This window comes from Arthrobacter ipis (assembly GCF_014694315.1).
GTDB classification, from domain to species: Bacteria; Actinomycetota; Actinomycetes; order Actinomycetales; family Micrococcaceae; genus Arthrobacter; species Arthrobacter ipis.
The window spans coordinates 396,878-415,686 of sequence record NZ_JAAOXD010000004.1 but is presented as its reverse complement, the minus strand read 5'-3'; the positions used below and the strand labels follow the sequence as shown (position 1 = coordinate 415,686).

At 66.6% G+C, this 18,809-nt stretch carries 17 protein-coding genes; 11 read left to right on the top strand and 6 right to left on the bottom strand.

The window, feature by feature from the left end; translation table 11 throughout:
- Nucleotides 1-2,398: glycosyltransferase (locus G9E11_RS13905; protein ID WP_190607091.1), on the bottom strand; the 2,398-nt coding region annotated here is incomplete at its 3' end.
- Nucleotides 2,399-2,427: 29 nt separating this feature from the next.
- Nucleotides 2,428-2,985, bottom strand: coding sequence for a WhiB family transcriptional regulator (locus tag G9E11_RS13900; protein ID WP_190606643.1), 558 nt, complete (start codon nucleotides 2,983-2,985; stop codon nucleotides 2,428-2,430).
- Nucleotides 2,986-3,335: 350 nt separating this feature from the next.
- On the opposite strand from G9E11_RS13900, the gene G9E11_RS13895 reads away from it, so the two are divergent.
- On the top strand, nucleotides 3,336-4,034 hold the full coding sequence (locus G9E11_RS13895) for a TIGR03089 family protein (RefSeq protein ID WP_190606641.1): 699 nt from the start codon (nucleotides 3,336-3,338) through the stop codon (nucleotides 4,032-4,034).
- A 59-nt stretch (nucleotides 4,035-4,093) separates the two neighbouring features.
- Here G9E11_RS13895 and G9E11_RS13890 read toward each other — a convergent pair whose 3' ends face one another.
- A complete protein-coding gene (locus G9E11_RS13890) occupies nucleotides 4,094-4,660 on the bottom strand; it encodes a GtrA family protein (RefSeq protein ID WP_190606639.1) in 567 nt (188 codons plus the stop codon).
- Between the two features lie 195 nt (nucleotides 4,661-4,855).
- On the opposite strand from G9E11_RS13890, the gene G9E11_RS13885 reads away from it, so the two are divergent.
- Genes G9E11_RS13885 through G9E11_RS13865 form a run of 5 tightly spaced genes read left to right on the top strand, consistent with a single transcriptional unit; the run spans nucleotide 4,856 to nucleotide 10,562 of the window.
- On the top strand, nucleotides 4,856-6,049 hold the full coding sequence (locus G9E11_RS13885) for a 5-(carboxyamino)imidazole ribonucleotide synthase (RefSeq protein WP_190606637.1): 1,194 nt from the start codon (nucleotides 4,856-4,858) through the stop codon (nucleotides 6,047-6,049).
- Nucleotides 6,046-6,633: a 5-(carboxyamino)imidazole ribonucleotide mutase gene (gene purE / locus G9E11_RS13880; RefSeq protein ID WP_190606635.1), complete on the top strand. Its 588-nt coding sequence runs from the start codon at nucleotides 6,046-6,048 to the stop codon at nucleotides 6,631-6,633. Before G9E11_RS13885 ends, purE begins: the two co-directional genes overlap by 4 nt.
- Before the next feature lie 9 nt (nucleotides 6,634-6,642).
- Nucleotides 6,643-8,304: an LCP family protein gene (locus tag G9E11_RS13875; RefSeq protein WP_190606633.1), complete on the top strand. Its 1,662-nt coding sequence runs from the start codon at nucleotides 6,643-6,645 to the stop codon at nucleotides 8,302-8,304.
- Between the two features lie 42 nt (nucleotides 8,305-8,346).
- Complete coding sequence (gene manA, locus G9E11_RS13870; RefSeq protein WP_190606631.1) at nucleotides 8,347-9,597, top strand: mannose-6-phosphate isomerase, class I; 1,251 nt, start codon at nucleotides 8,347-8,349, stop codon at nucleotides 9,595-9,597.
- Nucleotides 9,598-9,602: 5 nt separating this feature from the next.
- The gene (locus G9E11_RS13865; protein WP_190606629.1) at nucleotides 9,603-10,562 is read left to right on the top strand and encodes a lipid II:glycine glycyltransferase FemX; all 960 of its coding nucleotides are present in this window, start codon (nucleotides 9,603-9,605) and stop codon (nucleotides 10,560-10,562) included.
- Nucleotides 10,563-10,607: 45 nt separating this feature from the next.
- Here G9E11_RS13865 and G9E11_RS13860 read toward each other — a convergent pair whose 3' ends face one another.
- Nucleotides 10,608-11,543 carry an endonuclease domain-containing protein gene (locus tag G9E11_RS13860; protein ID WP_246468937.1) on the bottom strand — a complete coding sequence of 312 codons (936 nt, stop codon included), beginning with the start codon at nucleotides 11,541-11,543 and terminating at the stop codon, nucleotides 10,608-10,610.
- A gap of 156 nt (nucleotides 11,544-11,699) precedes the next feature.
- Nucleotides 11,700-12,722 carry a class II fructose-bisphosphatase gene (gene glpX / locus G9E11_RS13855; protein WP_190243102.1) on the bottom strand — a complete coding sequence of 341 codons (1,023 nt, stop codon included), beginning with the start codon at nucleotides 12,720-12,722 and terminating at the stop codon, nucleotides 11,700-11,702.
- Between the two features lie 220 nt (nucleotides 12,723-12,942).
- Between glpX and G9E11_RS13850 the strand changes: the two genes are divergently transcribed.
- The 5 genes from G9E11_RS13850 (at nucleotide 12,943) to G9E11_RS13830 (ending at nucleotide 18,309) form a co-directional block, all read left to right on the top strand.
- Nucleotides 12,943-13,611: a DUF4245 domain-containing protein gene (locus G9E11_RS13850; RefSeq protein WP_246468965.1), complete on the top strand. Its 669-nt coding sequence runs from the start codon at nucleotides 12,943-12,945 to the stop codon at nucleotides 13,609-13,611.
- Nucleotides 13,612-13,620: 9 nt separating this feature from the next.
- Nucleotides 13,621-14,235: a carbonic anhydrase gene (locus tag G9E11_RS13845; RefSeq protein ID WP_190606623.1), complete on the top strand. Its 615-nt coding sequence runs from the start codon at nucleotides 13,621-13,623 to the stop codon at nucleotides 14,233-14,235.
- Between the two features lie 87 nt (nucleotides 14,236-14,322).
- Entirely contained in the window at nucleotides 14,323-15,750 is a 1,428-nt protein-coding gene (locus G9E11_RS13840) for a class II fumarate hydratase (RefSeq protein ID WP_111904113.1), read from the top strand.
- Nucleotides 15,751-16,012: 262 nt separating this feature from the next.
- Nucleotides 16,013-16,696, top strand: a complete 684-nt coding sequence (locus G9E11_RS13835) for a TetR/AcrR family transcriptional regulator (RefSeq protein WP_190606621.1) — start codon at nucleotides 16,013-16,015, stop codon at nucleotides 16,694-16,696.
- Nucleotides 16,693-18,309 (top strand): MDR family MFS transporter, encoded by a 1,617-nt coding sequence (locus G9E11_RS13830; RefSeq protein ID WP_190606618.1) that lies wholly within the window; start codon nucleotides 16,693-16,695, stop codon nucleotides 18,307-18,309. The genes G9E11_RS13835 and G9E11_RS13830 overlap by 4 nt, the downstream gene beginning before the upstream one ends.
- Nucleotides 18,310-18,326: 17 nt before the next feature.
- Here G9E11_RS13830 and G9E11_RS13825 read toward each other — a convergent pair whose 3' ends face one another.
- A complete protein-coding gene (locus tag G9E11_RS13825) occupies nucleotides 18,327-18,797 on the bottom strand; it encodes an NUDIX hydrolase (protein ID WP_190606616.1) in 471 nt (156 codons plus the stop codon).
- Nucleotides 18,798-18,809: the final 12 nt, after the last annotated feature.

The following is an 18,809-nucleotide window of genomic DNA, read 5'->3' as shown; positions in this document are numbered from 1 at the left end:
GTCCGGCGAGCAGGAGCACCAGCGCCAGCGCCGCGGCGCCGCGGGCCACGGCGGCGGACCGCGCTCCCCCGCCGCCGCGGGACGCGTCGCCTGATCCGGAACCGGCAAGCGCCAGGAGGCCGTCGCCGCCGATGATGGCCGCTCCAAGCAGCCCGAACACGGCCGCGGAGACTGCCGGACCGGGGAAAGGCGCCACGAGGGCCTGCGGGCCGGCGCCCGTGGCGACATGGCCTGCCAGCCATCCGCCGGCCAGCACCGCCAGCGCCGCCACCCAGAGAGCCCTGGCCACACGGCCGCGGCGGTCCTGGTGGATCCGGAGCGGAACAAAGAGCGCGGCAACAGCCAGCGCCAGGAGCGGGGCTCCGATCAGGAGGGCCAGCAGCAGAGCCCAGGGGACGGAGCCGCCGGAAAAAAGCGCCAGCCCGGAAAGACCGCCGGCCGGGTCAAAGCCGAGCGGCTGGCCCAGGATCTGCTGCCATACCGCAGCGGCCTCGAAGGGCAGCGGCAGTCCGGGGTCCGCCAGGAGGGCCCGGGGCCGGTCGAGGGTGGACAGCGCATACGGCACATACAGCGCTGCGCTCGGCAGCAGTGCCCACCAGAGCGTGCGTCCGCGCTTGCCCAGCAGCAGGCTCAGGACAATGATCACGACGGCGGCCGGCAGCAGGAGCGACGGGGCTGCGGAGGTGATAACCGCCAGCGCCAGCCCGGCAGCTGCGGCTGCCGTCCACGACGGCGCGCCATTGACTCCGGGCTTGACCGGCGGCTGGTCCGCGAGGCTGCCGGCAGGAATGGGGGCGAACCGGCCGCGTCCGAGAGCCGAACCGGTGGCCCGCAGCAGCGCCAGGACCAGCAGCGGCATCATGACGTGTGCCAGCAGGGCTCCGACGCGCCCCTGGTTGACAGCGACCTGCAGGGCAGGCGCTGCTGCCCAGACCAGCGCAGCTGCCAGCCGGAAGCGACGGTAGGAAGTCAGGGCGCCGGAAGCGAACCATGCAGCCAGGCCGGAGAGCGGCATGGCCAGCAGCAGCAGCCAGATAACGGCGCCATTCGCGTTGCCTCCGCCCAGCAGGCCGAGGATCCAGAGGACATAGCCGAAGGGGTCGCCGTGCCCCGGAAGTCCGGCGCCCAGTCCGATCCACCAGGTGGAGGCGTGGTGCCAGATGTCCTCAAGCCGGGCTGAGACGGGCAGGAGGGCGCCTCCGGCGGCAGCGTCGGCCTGGAAAAGCGCGGCAAGGCCGGCGAAGGACGCCACGGTGGCGAGAATCACCGCGGCGACGGCACCGTTGCCCGCCCAGCCCCGCTCGTTGGTTGACAGGGCCGCGAAGTCGTCCGTCGAGTCGCCGCTGGGCTGTTCCTCCAGCGGATGATTGCGGTCCTCGGAGGCCCGGGCGTCGTCTGCACCGAAGGCCTCCATTAGGGAGCGCCGGTGGCCCCACACTTCGCGCCGTTCGGTCTGCAGCGCTTTGACCACTGAGCGGCGGACTCGGCGGGTGCGGGCAGCGTTGCGCCGCCCCCGGGCGAGGGCGGCAGGCCGGGCGAGGGCAGCGGCTGTTGCCAGGAGCTGCGAGAAACCGTATCCGGGGTCCTTCACAGCGATGCTGAAGATCAGGCGGAGGAGGCTCCCTAAGAGGGCGCCGACAGCGTGCAGCGGCAGCGCCCACAGCGGTGCGTGCTTGAGCCGCAAATGCACCTGCGCCCGGCGCGCGGCAGAGGCCGTGCCCAGGGCATGCGGCCGGTGGGACACGTGGAACATCCTCGCGCTGGGAACCACCACCACCCGGTGTCCGGCCAGCCGGTTCCGCCAGCAGAAGTCGACGTCGTCACCCGTGCCGGGGAGAGCCGGGTCAAACCCTTTGAGGTGCTCCCAGATGTCGCGCCTGACCAGCATGCCGGCCGAATTGACCGCGAAGGTGTCGGAACGGCCGTCGTATTGGCCCTGGTCGAGTTCGTCCGCCTCGATCAGCGTGAGTCGCTCCGCCCAGCGGCTGGTGGAAAGCCCGACGTCGATCAGGCGCCGCCTGGCGTTCCAGTCCAGCTGCTTGCAGCCCGCGACAGTAACGGACGGGGCCCGCTCCACTGCATGCAGCAGTTCGGCCAGCGCTTCGGGTGCAGGTGCCGCGTCGTCGTGCAGCAGCCAGATCCATTCGGACCGCTCCCGCATGCCCTGCCGGCTCCATGGAGCCAAGGCGGCGAGTCCGGCCCGCACTGCAGCACCCATCCCTGCCTTGCCGCCATTGACAGTGATGACATTGGCATCGCCGACTGCGCGCTGCAGGAGGGCAGCCGAATTGTCCTGTGAGCCGGTATCCACCCCGATCACGGAGTCCGCAGGCCGGGTCTGTGCGGCCAGCGCTGAAAGTGTCCTGGGCAGATAATCACTGCCATTGTGGGCGACCACAACGGCAGTGACGTGTACTTCCTGAAGAATTAGACTGCTCGCTTCCTCAGCCGTCGGCGCTCACGCTCGGAGAGGCCACCCCAAATCCCAAACCGTTCATCATTGGCCAGAGCGTACTCCAAGCACTGCGACCGCACGCTGCACGCTCCGCAGACTTTCTTGGCGTCCCGTGTGGAACCGCCCTTTTCCGGGAAGAAAGCCTCCGGATCGGTCTGGGCGCAGAGTGCATCAGTCTGCCACCCGAGCTCGCCTTCGTCGTCGAAATCCTGCTGCAGCGGCAAGCCGATCCACACCGGCTGGGCCAGCGTGGAGGTTCCCGGGTTCCGGATCTCCATGGGGGGATCGAGATCGTCCTCCTGCTCCGGCTGTCCGGCCAGCAGGGATTCATTCTGGAGGGCGTCATGCTGGGCCAGGAAGGCTGTGGCCTGGTCCTGCAACGAGGCAGACGTGTCCAGGTTGTACCGCTCTGCGGCGTCCGGATCAGCCGGATCTACGTACCAGTCACTGGGTACCCCCCGAGACCTGTACTTTGCTGTGGCCTGGCCGGCCACAAGAGCATCATCATGCCTACGCTCCGCTTGCCCCATGGCGTCCCCTCCTGAGTAGTGCGGCCCCCGGGCCCGACGTTCAGGGACACTACGTGGTGTCCCTTAGAGTCCGCCGCGGCTTTTCGATATCTAATTACACGCGTGTAAGTAGGGGGAGTCAAGCCGCGACGGAATAATAATCAATGCCGGGGCCAATCAGCATGCGCGCCACGCCCGGGAATTTTTTGCTTGCGCGCCCGACGCCTATGCGAAATTTGACAGCAACCTTACTATCTTGCGTTGCGCGCGCACAATTCCGGCAATTCTGCCGTCAGCCGGAGCTTTAAGGCAAACGATGTTACAAACTGTTGTGCCGGAGATCACGCAAGAAGGCGTGGCAAGATGAAGCCATGAACTTCCCGGCCACTGATCTGATGGCGGCCCTGCGCTCGGGCCACTCCACTTCCCCGCGCCTGACCTGGTACGGGCCCGATGCCGAGCGCGTGGAACTCTCCGGGCGCGTGCTGGACAACTGGGTCGCAAAGACCAGCAACCTGCTCCAGGACGAACTCGACGCCGAGCCCGGAATGCGGCTGCGGCTGGACCTTCCCGCGCACTGGAAATCCATCATCTGGGCCCTCGCCGCCTGGCAGCTGGGCATGGAGGTGGTGCTCGGACCCGGTGATGCGGACCTGCTCGCCACGTCCGAACCGGACGCCGCAGAGGACGGATTCGACGCCGTCGTCGCCGTTCCGCTGCCGGCCCTGGCGATGCGGTGGCCCGGCGACTTGCCTGCCGGAGTTCTCGACTACGCCGCCGAGGTCCGGTCCCATGGTGACGTGTTCATGGCCCACAACGACCCCGATCCGGGAGCTCCCGCGGTCCGGAACTCGGACGGTGCAGCCGTCCGGCACGAAGCCCTGCTGGCTGAGTTTGCCGAGGGACACGAGCCGAGCGCGCGGCTTCTGGTACGCGCCGCCGACGGCCTCGAGGCGGCGCTGGCCAACGCGCTGGGCGCGTGGAAGAGCGACGGCTCAGTGGTCCTGGTCCATGGCGACGTCGAGCTGACGGACAAGCTTCTCGCTGCCGAGCGGATCCACGGCGACTGAGCGGTCCGGACTCGGCCGGCTCGGACAGGACAGGCTCGGACAGTGCCGAACCGCTTGAACTAGCTCGGCCGGACGGGCCGCTCGGGTTCGTCCACGTCCGGTTCCAGGACGCGCTCAGCCGGCTGGGCGGAGTGGTGGCGGACCTCGATGATCTCGTGGTCGTGCGAGAACTCGGGCTCCTGGTCCAGTTCCTGGTTGAACACGAGGAACCGGTAGGCAAAGAAGCGGACCACCGTGGCGACCAGAATGCCCACCACGCCCGCAGCGAAGAGCATGTTCTTGTCCGTGACTCCCAGCGAATACTTCGCCAGGGCCGTAAACCCGGTGGAGATCCCGATGCCGATGCCGTTGATGAGGATAAACATCAGGAATTCACGCACGACGTTGGCCTGACGGCGGTGCCGGAACGTCCAGAGACGGTTGGCGATCCAGGAAAACACGGTGGCCACGGTGGCACCCACAAAGCGGGCCTTGGCCTCACTGTCCGTCATGGGCCCGTGCATGAGGTAGTAAGTCAGCCCGTTGTCAATGACAAACGCCACACCGCCCACGGCACCGAACTTCGCCACCTCGCGCCAGAAAAGCGAGGCGAGTCCCCGGATGCGCTCTGCAAGTGTGTTAATCATGACCCTCCGTGGCCGTCTGAATAGTGGGGGCCGATGGGCCAAGCTCCCATTTTAGCGCCGTTTGCCGGGAGTAACCTCAAAGCGCCCCGCGCCGGACGGTCCTATCAGCAGCCGTGCCACCAAAATTAGGCGACTTTGGGACCTTCACAGCCATGAAAGACGGCAACGGCGCTCCTTTTCTGTAGGCTGGAAGATGTGACTTTTCCAGTAATCGGCGTGGTTGGCGGCGGCCAGCTTGCGCGCATGATGGCCCCTGCCGCCACTGCCCTGGGCTTTGAACTCCGTGTCTTGGCCGAGGGCGAAGACGTATCCGCGGTCTCCGCTGTCCCCAATGCCCCCGTGGGCGACTACAAGGATCTCGCGGCCCTGATGGAATTCTCCAAGGGCCTGGACGTGATGACCTTTGACCACGAGCACGTCCCCGGCGATCACCTCTATGCCCTGATCGAAGCCGGAGTGAACGTCCAGCCCGGCCCGGACGCGCTGATCAACGCGCAGGACAAGCTGGTCATGCGGGCGGCCATCGACCGCCTCGAACTGCCCAACCCCGAGTGGGCCGCAGTGGACGACGTCGCCGGCCTGGTCGGCTTCGGGGACCGGATCGGCTGGCCCGTGGTGCTCAAGACTCCACGGGGCGGTTACGACGGAAAGGGCGTGCGCATCGTCGGCTCCCCGGAGGAAGCCGCGGAAACCGCTGACTGGTTCGAGGCCATGAGCCCGCTCCTCGCCGAGGCCAAGGTGGAGTTCAGCCGCGAGCTCTCTGCTCTCGTGGCCCGCACACCGGACGGGGCGTCCCGTGCATGGCCCGTGGTCCACACCATCCAGGTGGACGGCGTCTGCGATGAAGTAATCGCACCGGCACAGAACATTTCCGTTGAGGTGGCGGCAGCCGCCGAAGAGGCTGCCCTCCGGATCGCCAATGAACTCGGCGTCACCGGCGTCATGGCCGTGGAGATGTTCGAGACGCCCGGCACCGGCGCCGGATTCCTGATCAACGAACTGGCGATGCGCCCCCACAACACCGGACACTGGACACAGGACGGCTCCGTCACCAGCCAGTTCGAACAGCACCTGCGTGCTGTCCTGAACCTGCCGCTCGGCGCGACCGACGTCCTGGGCCAGGTTGCCGTGATGAAGAACTTCCTGGGCGGTGACAACCAGGACCTCTTCTCCGCGTTCCCCACCGCACTGGCGGCGGAACCGGCCGCCAAGGTCCACTGCTACGGCAAGTCCGTGCGGCCGGGCCGGAAAGTCGGCCACGTGAACCTGGTGGGTGCGTCTGCCGCGGACGTCGACTCCCTCCGGCAGCGCGCCACCACCGTGGCAAGCATCATCCGTGACGGCAGACTGCCGGCTGCGGCAACAGGCACCACCGAGGAGACCCCATGAGCCCCGTGTCCGATGCAGCACCGGAAGCCGGCGCCCACTCTCCCCTCGTAGGCCTCGTCATGGGCTCGGATTCAGACTGGCCCGTCATGGAGGCGGCGGCTGACGCCCTGGCCGAGTTCGGCATTCCGTTCGAGGCTGATGTTGTCTCCGCCCACCGCATGCCCACGGAGATGATCCGCTACGGGCAGACGGCGCACGAGCGCGGCCTCCGCGTGATCATTGCCGGCGCCGGCGGTGCCGCGCACCTTCCGGGCATGCTCGCTTCCGTCACTCCCCTGCCCGTGATCGGTGTTCCGGTCCCGCTGAAGACGCTGGACGGCATGGATTCCCTGCTCTCCATCGTGCAGATGCCGGCCGGGGTTCCGGTGGCCACGGTCTCCATTGCCGGAGCCCGGAACGCGGGCCTGCTCGCCGTCCGCATGCTGGCGTCCGGCACCGATGACCTCTCCGCCCGACTCCGCACGGAGCTCCTGGACTTCGCCCAGGAACTCAACGACGTGGCCAGCCGAAAAGGCGCCAACCTCCGCCAGAAAGTCAATGAAGTCTTTTCCGACGCAAATGTGGCTCTCCGGAGCAGCCGGTAGGGATCTGCCATGTCCAATAACGAACTGCCGTCCCAGGGCCTCCTGACGGATCCCGTCCGTAACCCGTCGAGTGCCGCCGAACCTGTGCGGACCAAGCGCGCGTTCCTGCTGATCCTGCTCACGCTGCTGGTGCCCGGCAGCGCGCAGATCGTTGCCGGGGACCGCAAGATCGGCCGGGTCGCCCTGCGCGTGACGCTGGGCGCCTGGCTGCTCGCGGTCATCGCCCTGGTACTGCTGTTCACCAACCGGACCCTGCTGATCAACATCATCACCAATCCGGTGGCCTCGCTGATCATCGTCCTGGTCCTCGCGGCGCTGGCGGTGGGCTGGCTGGTGCTCTTCGTGAATACCCTGCGCCTCATTCGGCCGGTGCTGCTGCCCGCCCGGATGAGGCCCGCCGTCGTGATTGCGCTTGTTCTGGCCATGGTGGCGAGCAGTGGATCGCTGGGCTACGCAGCCTACCTGCTCAATGTCAGCCGGAATGCGATCGGCAGCATCTTCAACGCCGGACCGGCCATTGATCCCGTCGACGGCCGCTACAACTTCCTGATGATGGGCGGCGACGCGGGTGCAGACCGCACCGGACGCCGCCCGGACAGCCTGTCCGTGCTCAGCGTCGATGCCAAGTCCGGCCAGACCGCCATCATCTCGGTGCCGCGAAACCTGCAGAACGCCCAGTTCAGCGAGGGTTCGCCCATGCGCCAGGTCTATCCCGAGGGCTACAACTGCGGCGACGAATGCCTGATCAACGCCATCAACACCGAGGTCACGAACGAGCACAAGGACCTCTACCCCGGCGTCGCCGACCCCGGAGCGCAGGCAACGCTGGAAGCGGTGTCCGGCACCCTCGGCATCACGGTGCAGGCCTACGTGCTGGTGGACATGGACGGCTTCGCGAAGCTAATCGACGCGATGGGCGGCATCCGGATCAAAGCCGGCGGCTGGGTACCCATCAGCGGCGACATGATTGACGAGGCCAACGGCATCCACGGCATGCCTTCGGGCTGGATCCCGGCCGGCGACCAGAAGCTGGACGGATATCACGCCCTCTGGTACGGCCGGTCCCGCGAGTTCGTGGACGATTACGCCCGGATCGCGCGGCAGCAGTGCGTTCAGCAGGCCATGCTGAAACAGCTGGACCCCGCAACCCTGCTGGCAAAGTTCGAGGATATCGCCAACGCCGGCACCAAGGTGGTTGATTCCAACATCTCCTCCAGCCAGCTCGGCAGTTTCGTGGATTTGGCCATGAAGGCCAAGGGCACGGAAGTCAAGAGACTGACCATCGGGCCGCCGGACTTCGACGCGTCCTTCTCCACGGTGCCCGACTTCGACCAGATCCATGACCGGGTCAAGAAGCTGCTCGCTTCCGCCAGCTCCGAATCGTCGCCGGCCGCCGCGGCGGACTCCGGGCTCCAGGACGCTGTGCTGCAGCCCAGTTCCGTGCCGGGCAGCGGGCTCTCCGCGGCGGGTCCCGCAGCAAGTCCCCTGGCGGGCCTTCCGGCCACCACCCCCTCACCGTCACCATCGTCGTCGTCGGACTTCACCCCGGTGACCACCACCCCTGAGGGGGAACCGATCACGGAGGAGATGCTGAACCAGTTCAAGCGCGAGGGCAACGAGCAGGCCATCCGCGACCTCGTGGCCACCAACGGCCAGTGCGCCGCCCTTTAAGCCTTTAGCCCCACCTGCTGCAAGAGAGAAGGACACCTGGCCTTGTACGAAATCGACAACGTCCTCCGGCCATATGCCTGGGGATCGACGACGGCGATCGCCGGCCTGCTCGGCCGGGCGGCGTCGGGCGGACCGGAAGCTGAGCTGTGGATCGGCGCGCACCCTGACTCGCCGTCGGTGGCCAGCCGGCCGGACGGCACGACGGCACCGCTGGACGCGCTCATCGGCGAGGACCCGGAACATTTTCTGGGATCTGAGTCGGTGGCCGAATTCGGACCGCGCCTGCCGTTCCTGGCCAAGATCCTCGCCGCGGCCAAGCCGCTGTCGCTTCAGGTGCACCCGAGCCTTGACCAGGCTAAAGCCGGCTTCGCCCGCGAGAACGCCGACGGCGTGCCGGCCGGCGCCGCGCACCGCAATTACCGGGACGACAACCACAAGCCGGAGATGATCTTCGCGCTGACCCCGTTCGATGCGCTGTGCGGTTTCCGTGCACCGGAGAAGTCCCGCGACATCTTCCTCCACCTGGCAGGCTGCCTGGAGCTCCCGGGCAACGGTGTGCCGCAGCTCTTGAAGGAAGTCATCGAGGACCTCTCGCATTCCGAGGAGGCCACGGCGCTGAGGTCGGCGTTCGAACGGCTGATCGCCGGGGGCGAGGCAGTCCAGGAAGCCACGTCCCGGGTGGTTGACGTGCTGTCCTCGGGCGCGCCCATGGCGCCCTACCAGCAGGAGCTTTCCACGGTGCTGACCCTTCACGGCGAGTACCCCAACGACCCCGGCGTCCTGATCTCCCTGCTGCTGAACCGGCTGTCGCTGGAGCCGGGCCAAGCGGTGTATCTGCCCGCCGGAAACGTGCACGCCTACCTGCACGGCCTCGGCGTCGAGGTGATGGCGTCCTCGGACAACGTGCTCCGCGGCGGACTGACCCCCAAGTTCATCGACATTCCCGAACTGCTGAACACCATTGCCTTCGAGTCGGTGGGCGTCCCCATGCTGCGGCCGGAGACCTCCGAGCTCGGACAGGAACTGTACTGCCCGCCGTTCCGCGAGTTCCAGCTCCAGCGGGTCGAACTGCTGCCGGACGGCGAGCCCGTTCCGCTGGCACAGTCCGGCGCCGCGGTGGTTATCGTCGTGGCCGGGTCTGTGATCCTTGACTCGCCGAAGGGCGACCTGCAGCTGGGCCGCGGCGCGAGTGCCTTCCTGCCGGCCGCCGACGCGCCCGTCAACGTCCATCCCGTGTCCGGGGCCCTGGAGAACGCCGTGGCCTTCGCCGTGACCACCTCGATGAAGGCCTGAACGCCGTGGAGTACTTCCTGCAAACGAAGGCCTGGGAGGATTTCCAGAAGTCGCTGGGACGCCGCGTGCACCGGCAATCCGGTCCCGGCTGGAGCTTCCTGGCCATCGAGGAAAAGAATCCCGCAGGCAAGGTCCTGTATGCGCCCTACGGCCCGGTGGCCGAGTCAGTCGAGGCGTTCGACGCCGCGCTGGCGGCGCTCCGGGAGTTGGCGACGTCCTGCGGCGCCGTTTTCATCCGGATCGAGCCGGTCACTGCCGGCCTGGATCGTGATTCGGCGCCGGACGCGCTGCGGAGCCGTGGCCTGCAGCCTGCCCCGGTCAACCAGCAGCCCGAACTCAGCTGGATCGTGGACCTGGACCGGGACTTCAAGGAGGTCCTGGCGGAGATGAAGCCGGTCAACCGCAACCTGTACCGGAACATCCACAAGAAGGGCGTGACGTTCCGCTCCACGCAGGACCCCGACGACATCCGCGTGCTCCTGAACTTCCTCCACATGACGGCGCGGCGGAACGGCTTCAAACCGCAAAGCGACGAGTACCTGACGCAGGTGGCCGAGTCCCTCATGCCCGCGGGCGCGGCGACGCTGTTCATCGCCGACCTGCACGGGGGCCCGGTGGCGGCAGCGCTGGCCTACGATTCGGCGGACACGCGGACGTACGCCCACGCGGCCATGGATGACACCCACCGCAAGCTCAGCGCGGGCATCCCCCTCCTGGTGACGCTCATGGCCGATGCACAGGAGAAGGGCCTGAAGCACGTGGACCTGTGGGGCGTGGCCCCGGCCGGGGAGTCCGACCACAAGTGGGCAGGGTTCACTGCGTTCAAGAAGTCGTTCGGCGGGCGCGAGATCGCCTACCCCGGCACCTGGGACCTGCCCGTCAACCGGCCGCGCTACGCGGCTTACCAGGTGGCGCGCAAACTCCGCGACGGCATCAAAACCCTTATCAAGCGCCCCACCCGCTGAGCGCGAACTGGCAGGTAATGACCCCAAACGCGCAGTTTGCGGTCATTAGCTGCCGGTTCGTTCGTCGACGGCCGCCGCGTAAGGGCTCCGCAGAACGGCCCTGACCTTTTCCACGATGAACGGGCGGTCCCCCTCGAGGTCGCTGCTCTGCACCCTAAGCTCCCGCCAGCCAAGACTTTCAGTGAGGCCCTGGCGTTTGATGTCCCGGCGATACTGCTCGGGGCCGCCGTGGTGCGCGCCGTCGTACTGCAAGGCGATCCTCAGCTCGGGGTAGGCTGCGTCCGGCCAGACCACCGGCTGCCCCATCCCGTTGCGCAGGACAACGTTGAGGGTGGGCTCACGGAGCCCGGCCCGCACCAGCGCCAACCGCATCATTGTTTCCGGCGCCGAATCCGCACCCACGCGGATCATGTCCAGGGCGAGCCTCGCCTTCCGGATCCCGCGCATGCCCGGATGCCGGCCAACGATGCCCTTCAGGTCGCCAATGGCTGCCAGCGGTTGCCGCGGTACGGGGAAGCCCTCCCCGTGTTCGACGACGATCGAGTCACCGGCGGCCACGAGCTCATCGACGCTCAAAAGAGAGGCAAGGTCGAGCCATGTTCGTGCCGGAGAAGTGAGTCGAACGCCGTCGAACATCACCACTTCACCGGGTTTAAACGTCAACTGGTGGCCTACAACATTGCGCCGGCGGGGCTTGCAGCCGTCCGCAGGACGGGCAATGTGGATGCGCCAGTCCTGGTCCAGCCAGCCCGGGAGGCAAATGCAGCAGATCCTGGCGCTGGTCGAATGCGTGAGCACGCAAGTCGGATCAAGCCGCGAGTAAGCGCGCACGTTGTCCGCCACGCTGCCGGTGCTGTGCAGCGGAAGCCTGATGCCCCGGGACGGCGTGAAAATCCCGTCCCGGCTGAGCTGCCTAACGCTCAGGCCCAGGCGGTCTGCGTCGTCGACAAGAAATGATCCATGCGGTAACTGTGGAGGCATCGGGATCCGGGACATGCTTTATTGTGGTCCCTACCCGACACCCCGAAGCAGTTATCCACAGCTCCACCTATCCTCTTAAGCGCGAACTGGCAGCTAACGCCCGCAAAATCGAGATTTGGGGTCATTAGCTGCCAGTTCGCGCTGGAAGCCGGGGGGCTAGTTCTTGCGGGCGTAGCCTTCCCACTTGCTGGCCTGGTGCTCGCCGTCCACGAAGCGGATGGTGCCGGACTTGGAGCGCATGACGATCGACTGCGTCAGGACCTTGTCCTTGGAGTAGCGCACGCCCTTGAGGAGGTCGCCGTCGGTGATGCCGGTGGCGGCGAAGTAGCAGTTGTCGCTGGTGACGAGATCGTTGGTGGACAGGACCCGCTCGAGGTCGTGACCGGCGTCGATCGCCTTCTGCTTCTCGTCGTCGCTCGTGGGCCACAGCCGGCCCTGGATCACGCCGCCCAGGGACTTGATGGCGCAGGCCGCCACGATGCCTTCCGGGGTTCCGCCGATACCCATGAGGGCGTCCACGCCGGTGCCGGAGCGGGCTGCCGCGATGGCGCCTGCAACGTCGCCGTCCATGATGAACTTGGTGCGCGCGCCGGCATCGCGGATCTCCTCGACCAGCGGGCGGTGGCGGTCACGGTCCAGGATCATGACGTTGAGCTGGTTGACCTTCACGCCCTTGGCCTTGGCGATCAGGTGCAGGTTCTGCTTGACGGGTAAACGCAGGTCGACCATGTCGGCGGCTTCGGGTCCGGTGACCAGCTTCTCCATGTAGAACACGGCGGAGGGGTCAAACATGGAGCCGCGCTCGGCGACGGCCAGGACGGCCAGGGCGTTGTTGATGCCCAGTGCGGTCAGGCGGGTACCGTCGATGGGGTCGACGGCGACGTCGCACTCAGGACCGGTGCCGTCACCAACCTGTTCGCCGTTGAACAGCATGGGAGCTTCGTCCTTTTCGCCTTCACCGATGACCACAACGCCGTTGAAGTGGACAGTCTGGAGGAAGGAGCGCATGGCGTCGACGGCTGCACCGTCGGCCTTGTTCTTGTCGCCGAAGCCAACCCAGTGGCCGCCGGCGATAGCCGCGGCCTCGGTGACGCGGACAAGCTCAAGGGCGAGGTTGCGGTCCGGCTCGTCGATCCCGACCGCGAGCGACGGGGAGAGCGTTGAATACTTCTGGGTCATGGACGCTGGTGACACGTGAACCTCTTCTTCGAGTGGCGATCATTGGACCCGCCAGGCCTGGGTGGACCATCGCGGTGATTCCTCTGTAACTGATCATAGTCGCCACCGCGCGACCCGGGCGTGGGATGACCACGCCTCGTAACGGAGTGCGGGTTTCACCGCCGTCGGCATCGAATGGGAGTTCGGACCCCGCATGGGCGACTATAGAAGGGTGAGTGATATGCAGGACCAGTCCACCCCCCCGAGCCGCGTGCAGGCTCCCGCCCCCTCCCCCTCGCCCGCCGGCCAGCCCGTCAGGCCCGTAATTCCCGCGGCGGCCGCGAAACGGGCCAACGCCTCGGTGATCGGAATGATCATCGCCCTGCTGGTGAGCGTGGCTGCGTTCCTGCCCATCGTCCTGATGAATCCGTCTCCGAAGTCGGAGGGTTTCCGGCCCAATATCGATGTCAGCGCCGTAGCCTCAAACGCCGCGGGTGTGGCGGGATTCACACCGGTGGCCCCCGCGGCGGGCGACACATTCCACCCGAATTACGCCCGCTGGGCGGCGGCCAGCGGCACCGGCGTCGCGGCCTGGGAGGTGGGCTACGTCACCCCGAAGGAAAAATTCATCGGCCTGACCCAGACCAGCAAGGCCAACCCCACCTGGCTCGTGCAGCAGACCAAGAACGCCCCCGTCACCGGCACCCGCAACGCCGGCGGCAAGGAGTGGGAACTCCATGACACGGGCAAGGGCGAAAAGAGCATGGTGCTCGCCTACCGCGGCACCACTGTCGTCCTGGCCGGCGACGCCCAACTGGAGGAGTTCGCGGTCCTGGCTGCCGCCGTCGTCAAGTCCCTGGAAAGTAACCCCGCTGTCACCGTTTCCCCCTCGGCGAGCCCCGCACCGTAAGGTGGGGCCGTGACCACTTACCTGACCCCTGCCCTGGCCTGGCGCCGTCTGCGCGAAGGCAACGAACGCTTCGTTAACAGTGAATCCTCGCACCCGAACCAGGACGCCTCCCGGCGCTCATCCCTGGTGGAAACCCAGCATCCCTTCGCGGTGATCTTCGGCTGCTCGGACTCGCGGCTCGCCGCCGAGATCATTTTCGACGTCGGACTCGGCGACGTCTTCGTCGTCCGGACCGCGGGCCAGGTCATTGACGACGCCGTCCTCGGCTCGCTCGAGTACAGCATCGGCGTGCTGGGCGTGCCGCTGATCGTGGTGCTCGGCCATGACAGCTGCGGAGCGGTCACGGCTACGAAATCCGCCGTCGAAACCGGACAGATGCCGGCGGGCTTCATCCGGGACCTCGTCGAGCGCATCACGCCGTCGGTCCTGACCTCCCTGCGCAACGAGCAGACGGAGGTCAACGACATGGTGGTGGAGCACGTCAAGCAGACCTCGCACCGCCTCGTGGACAGCTCACGTGTGATTTCGGACGCAATCGAGACGGGCCGGGCCGCGGTTATCGGGCTCTCCTACAGCCTCGCGGACGGCCATGCGGAGCTTGTTTCCGGAATCGGCGACCTCTAGAAGCCTCTTGAAAACGCCCGGGCGGGCCGCCTGTAGCAAGCCGTTCACGGTTTTCGGTGCGGCGCCCGGGCGTCCTAAGCTAGCCCCATGACTTCCACTGAAGAGTTCCGCATTGAACATGACACGATGGGCGAAGTCCGCGTCCCCGTGAACGCCCTGTACCGCGCGCAGACGCAACGTGCAGTCGAGAACTTCCCGATCTCCGGAAAAACCCTGGAACGCGCCCACATTGAGGCGCTGGCCCGGGTCAAGAAGGCCGCTGCCCAGGCCAACGCTGAACTGGGTGTGCTCGACGGCGAGCTGGCCAAGGCGATCGCGGAAGCTGCCGACGAGGTGGCTACGGGCAAGTACGACGGCGACTTCCCCATCGACGTTTTCCAGACCGGTTCCGGCACGTCCTCGAACATGAACACCAACGAGGTCCTCGCCGAACTGGCTACGCGCGCCCTGAAGGCTGCCGGCAGCGACAAGGTGGTCCACCCCAACGACCACGTCAACGCCTCACAGTCCTCGAATGACGTGTTCCCCACCTCCGTCCACGTTGCAGCCACTTCGGCCCTGATCAACGACCTCATCCCGGCCCTCGGCTACCTCGCCGAATCTCTGGAGCGCAAGGCCGTTGAGTTCAAGGACGTCGTCAAGTCCGGCCGCACCCACCTCATGGACGCCACCCCCGTCACCCTGGGCCAGGAATTCGGCGGCTACGCCGCGCAGGTCCGCTACGGCATCGAGCGCATCAACGCCGCACTCCCCCGCGTGGCCGAAGTTCCCCTCGGCGGCACCGCCGTGGGCACGGGCATCAACACCCCGGCCGGCTTCCCGGAGCGCGTCATCGAGCTGCTCGCCACGGACACCGGCCTGCCGCTGACCGAGGCCCGCGACCACTTCGAGGCCCAGGCCAACCGCGACGGCCTCATCGAAGCCTCCAGCCAGCTGCGCAACATTGCCATCTCCTTCATGAAGATCAACAATGACCTGCGCTGGATGGGCTCCGGCCCCAACACCGGCCTCGGCGAAATCGCCATCCCGGACCTGCAGCCGGGCTCGTCCATCATGCCGGGCAAGGTCAACCCGGTCATCTGCGAAGCCTCCATCATGGTCTGCGCGCAGGTCATCGGCAACGACACCGCCATCGCCTGGTCCGGCACCAACGGCGCCTTCGAACTGAACGTCGGCATCCCGGTCATGGCCGCGAACCTGCTCGAGTCCGTCCGCCTGCTGGCCAACACCAGCCGCGTCATGGCGGACAAGATGATCGACGGCATCACCGCCAACGTCGAGCGTGCCCGCTTCCTCGCCGAGGCTTCGCCGTCGATCGTTACCCCGCTGAACAAGTACATCGGCTACGAAAACGCCGCCAAGATCGCCAAGACCGCCGTCAAGGAGGGCCTGACCGTCCGCCAGGCCACCGAGAAGCTCGGCTTCGTCGGTGAAGGCGAGGGCAAGGTGTCCGAGGCTGACCTGGACAAGGCACTGGACGTCACCACCATGACGGCTCCCGCCCACAAGGCATAGGTCCCCACCGCTTTCCAAAAGTACGACGGCGGCCGCCCACCTTCCCAGCGAAGGCGGGCGGCCGTCGTCGTTCGGCTTTAACTTCCCCCTGGCCCACCTTGGAGTTTTGTCCAGATACCGCGACTTCGAGGGCCTCTAAGTCGCGGTATCTGGACAAAAACTCGGCAGCCCTCCACCGGTCCCCGCAGCAGACCTGCTCCCGCTCCCGCCGATCGTCGGTGCAAAGTTGCACTAAATTTGGTTTAGTGCAAAACTTTACTTTGTGAACGAAAGTGCAATTGTTGGCGGCGGTCTCCGCGAGCGCAAGCGGGCCGCGACGCGGGCGGCAATTACCGCCGTCGCCCGTTCCCTGACGTCCGAGCGCGGCCTCAGCGGCTACACCGTGGAGGACGTCTGCGAACAGGCGGGCATCTCCCGGCGGACCTTCTTCAACTACTTCCCCACCAAGGAAGACGCCATCCTGGGGCACGTGGACGACGAGCTGCCCGAGGACGTTTTCGACGAGTTCCTCCGCGGCGGGCGCGGCTCCCCGAAGGGCGAGCTCTCGCCCAGCCTGCTTCAGGATCTCCTGCAGCTCTCGCTCAGCCTGTCCGAGCGGATGAGCAGCTCCGAGGAGGAGACCCGCGAACTGATCGGCGTCATCAAGAAGGAACCTCAGCTGATGCTCAAGATCATCGGCGCCACGGAGGAGCGGGAAGCCCACTTTGCCCGGCTCCTCGCCGAGCGCGAAGGCGTTCCGGCCAGCCACCCCGTGGTGCGCATGGCAGTGGTGGTCATGGGCAACATTGCCCGGCACACCAGCCTCGCCTACTTCTCCGAAGGCAACACCCGCACGTACCGCGACCTGCTGCTCGAAAACTTCGAGGCCGCCAGGTTGCTGCTCTCCCAACCGTATTCCCGCCCGACCGGCAACCCCGAATCCCCCTCCGCAGAAGGACAGCCATGAGCGCCGCCGTCAGTTCCAAACCCGCAGCCGGACCGCTGCTGCTGACCCAGAAACGCATCTGGATCATCTTCTCCGCACTCATCGCCGGCATGCTGCTCTCCAGCCTCGACCAGACCATCGTCTCGACGGCCATGCCCACCATCGTCGGCAAGCTCGGCGGCGTCGAGCACCAGGCCTGGATCACCACCGCATACCTCCTCGCCACCACCATCGTCATGCCGGTCTACGGCAAGTTCGGCGACATCCTCGGCCGCAGGAACCTCTTCCTCGTAGCCATCGCACTGTTCACGCTGGCCTCGGTGGGCTGCGCCTTCGCCACGGACTTCTGGGGCTTCGTCATCTTCCGCGCCATCCAGGGCCTGGGCGGCGGCGGCCTGATGATCCTCTCGCAGGCCATCATCGCGGACATCGTCCCCGCCAAGGAGCGCGGCAAGTACATGGGTCCCCTCGGCGCCATCTTTGGCCTCTCGGCCGTTGCCGGACCGCTGCTGGGCGGCTTCTTCGTTGACCACCTCACCTGGGAGTGGGCCTTCTACATCAACATTCCCATCGGCATCGCCGCCTTCACCATCGCCTGGTTTACCCTGACGCTTCCCAACAAGAAGGCCGAAAAGCGGATCGACTTCCTGGGTGTCCTGTTGCTCTCCGTCGCCACCACCTGCCTGATCTTCTTCACGGACTTCGGGGGCAAGAAGGACGAGGGCTGGGATTCACCCCTGACCTGGGCCTTCGGCGCCGGCCTGGTCCTCGCCGCAGCGGCCTTCGTCGCCGTCGAACGCCGCGCGGAAGACCCGATCATCCCGCTGAGCCTGTTCCGGAACCGGATCTTCGTGAACTCCACCGCCATCGGCTTCACCCTGGGCCTGGGCATGTTCGCCGCCATTGCCTTCGTGCCCACGTTCCTGCAGATGTCCTCAGGCACCTCCGCCGCCGAGTCGGGGCTCCTCATGCTCCCGATGATGGCCGGACTGATGGGAACGTCCATTTACTCCGGTATCCGCATTTCCAAGACCGGCAAGTACAAGATGTTCCCGATTCTCGGCGCCAGCCTGACCATCGCCGCCATGCTGTGGTTCACCACGCTGTCTGCCGAGACGCCCATCTGGATCATCTGCGTCCAGCTGTTCCTGTTCGGGGCCGGCCTGGGCCTGATCATGCAGGTTATCGTCCTCGTGGTGCAGAACTCCGTTCCGGCGGACCAGATCGGCACGGCTACCAGCACCAACAACTACTTCCGCGAAGTGGGGGCTGCCCTGGGCGTGGCCGTGTTCGGCTCGATCTTCACCAACCGGCTGGCGGAGTCCCTGACGAACGCCTTCACCGGCGCCGGAGCGTCGGCCAGCCAGGCATCCCAGTCAACCAGGACGCTGGATCCGCAGACCCTGGGCCAGCTTCCCGGGCAGCTCCGCGACGCTATCGTCAACGCCTACGCCGATTCCCTGGCGCCGGTGTTCTGGTACCTCGTCCCGTTTATCGCCGTTGCACTGCTCCTGGCCATCACGCTGAAGCAGATCCCGCTCTCGGACACTGCCGGCATGGTGGCCCGCGGCGAGGCGGTGGGCGGTGAGGAGGCCGAGCTTCTCGAAGCGGAGCGGCAAGCCGCCAGCGTCTAAAAGAGCGGCCGGGGAACTCAGGACTCGTAGTGGACTGAGTCCCCCGGCAGCAGTGCGCGGCGGATGCATTCCCGGTCTCCGGGCTGCAGATCCGGCAACCCGTCCAACGCAAACCAGCCCACGGCCACGGACTCGTCGTCGTTCACCCGCGCCTCACCGGAGACGTGGCGGCAGCGGAACACAATGTCCAGGAAATCGCAGACGTCGCCGTTGGGGAACGTCACCGGCCCTACTACGCCGACCGACACCATCCGCTCCGTTTCGGCCACGACGGCGGTCTCTTCGAAGATCTCCCGCAGCAGTCCCGGCGCGGGATGCTCACCGGGCTCCAGCATCCCCGTAATCAGGGTCCACCTGCCATTGTCGGACCTCTGGCCCAGCAGGATGTGGCCGTCGTCGTTGAACACCACACCCCGCACAGCAGGAACCCACAGCGGGTCGTGGCCGATTTTTTCGCGGAGCTTCAGGACAAATTCAGGTGCCGGCATGCGATCAGCCTA

Excerpts from the sequence above, each read along its gene's own strand:
- G9E11_RS13900 (WP_190606643.1), bottom strand. The coding sequence starts at position 2,985 with ATGGGGCAAGCGGAGCGTAGGCATGATGATGCTCTTGTGGCCGGCCAG.
- G9E11_RS13895 (WP_190606641.1), top strand. The coding sequence starts at position 3,336 with ATGAACTTCCCGGCCACTGATCTGATGGCGGCCCTGCGCTCGGGCCAC.
- G9E11_RS13890 (WP_190606639.1), bottom strand. The coding sequence starts at position 4,660 with ATGATTAACACACTTGCAGAGCGCATCCGGGGACTCGCCTCGCTTTTC.
- purE (WP_190606635.1), top strand. The coding sequence starts at position 6,046 with ATGAGCCCCGTGTCCGATGCAGCACCGGAAGCCGGCGCCCACTCTCCC.
- G9E11_RS13875 (WP_190606633.1), top strand. The coding sequence starts at position 6,643 with ATGTCCAATAACGAACTGCCGTCCCAGGGCCTCCTGACGGATCCCGTC.
- G9E11_RS13860 (WP_246468937.1), bottom strand. The coding sequence starts at position 11,543 with ATGCCTCCACAGTTACCGCATGGATCATTTCTTGTCGACGACGCAGAC.
- glpX (WP_190243102.1), bottom strand. The coding sequence starts at position 12,722 with ATGACCCAGAAGTATTCAACGCTCTCCCCGTCGCTCGCGGTCGGGATC.
- G9E11_RS13850 (WP_246468965.1), top strand. The coding sequence starts at position 12,943 with ATGCAGGACCAGTCCACCCCCCCGAGCCGCGTGCAGGCTCCCGCCCCC.
- G9E11_RS13840 (WP_111904113.1), top strand. The coding sequence starts at position 14,323 with ATGACTTCCACTGAAGAGTTCCGCATTGAACATGACACGATGGGCGAA.
- G9E11_RS13830 (WP_190606618.1), top strand. The coding sequence starts at position 16,693 with ATGAGCGCCGCCGTCAGTTCCAAACCCGCAGCCGGACCGCTGCTGCTG.
- G9E11_RS13825 (WP_190606616.1), bottom strand. The coding sequence starts at position 18,797 with ATGCCGGCACCTGAATTTGTCCTGAAGCTCCGCGAAAAAATCGGCCAC.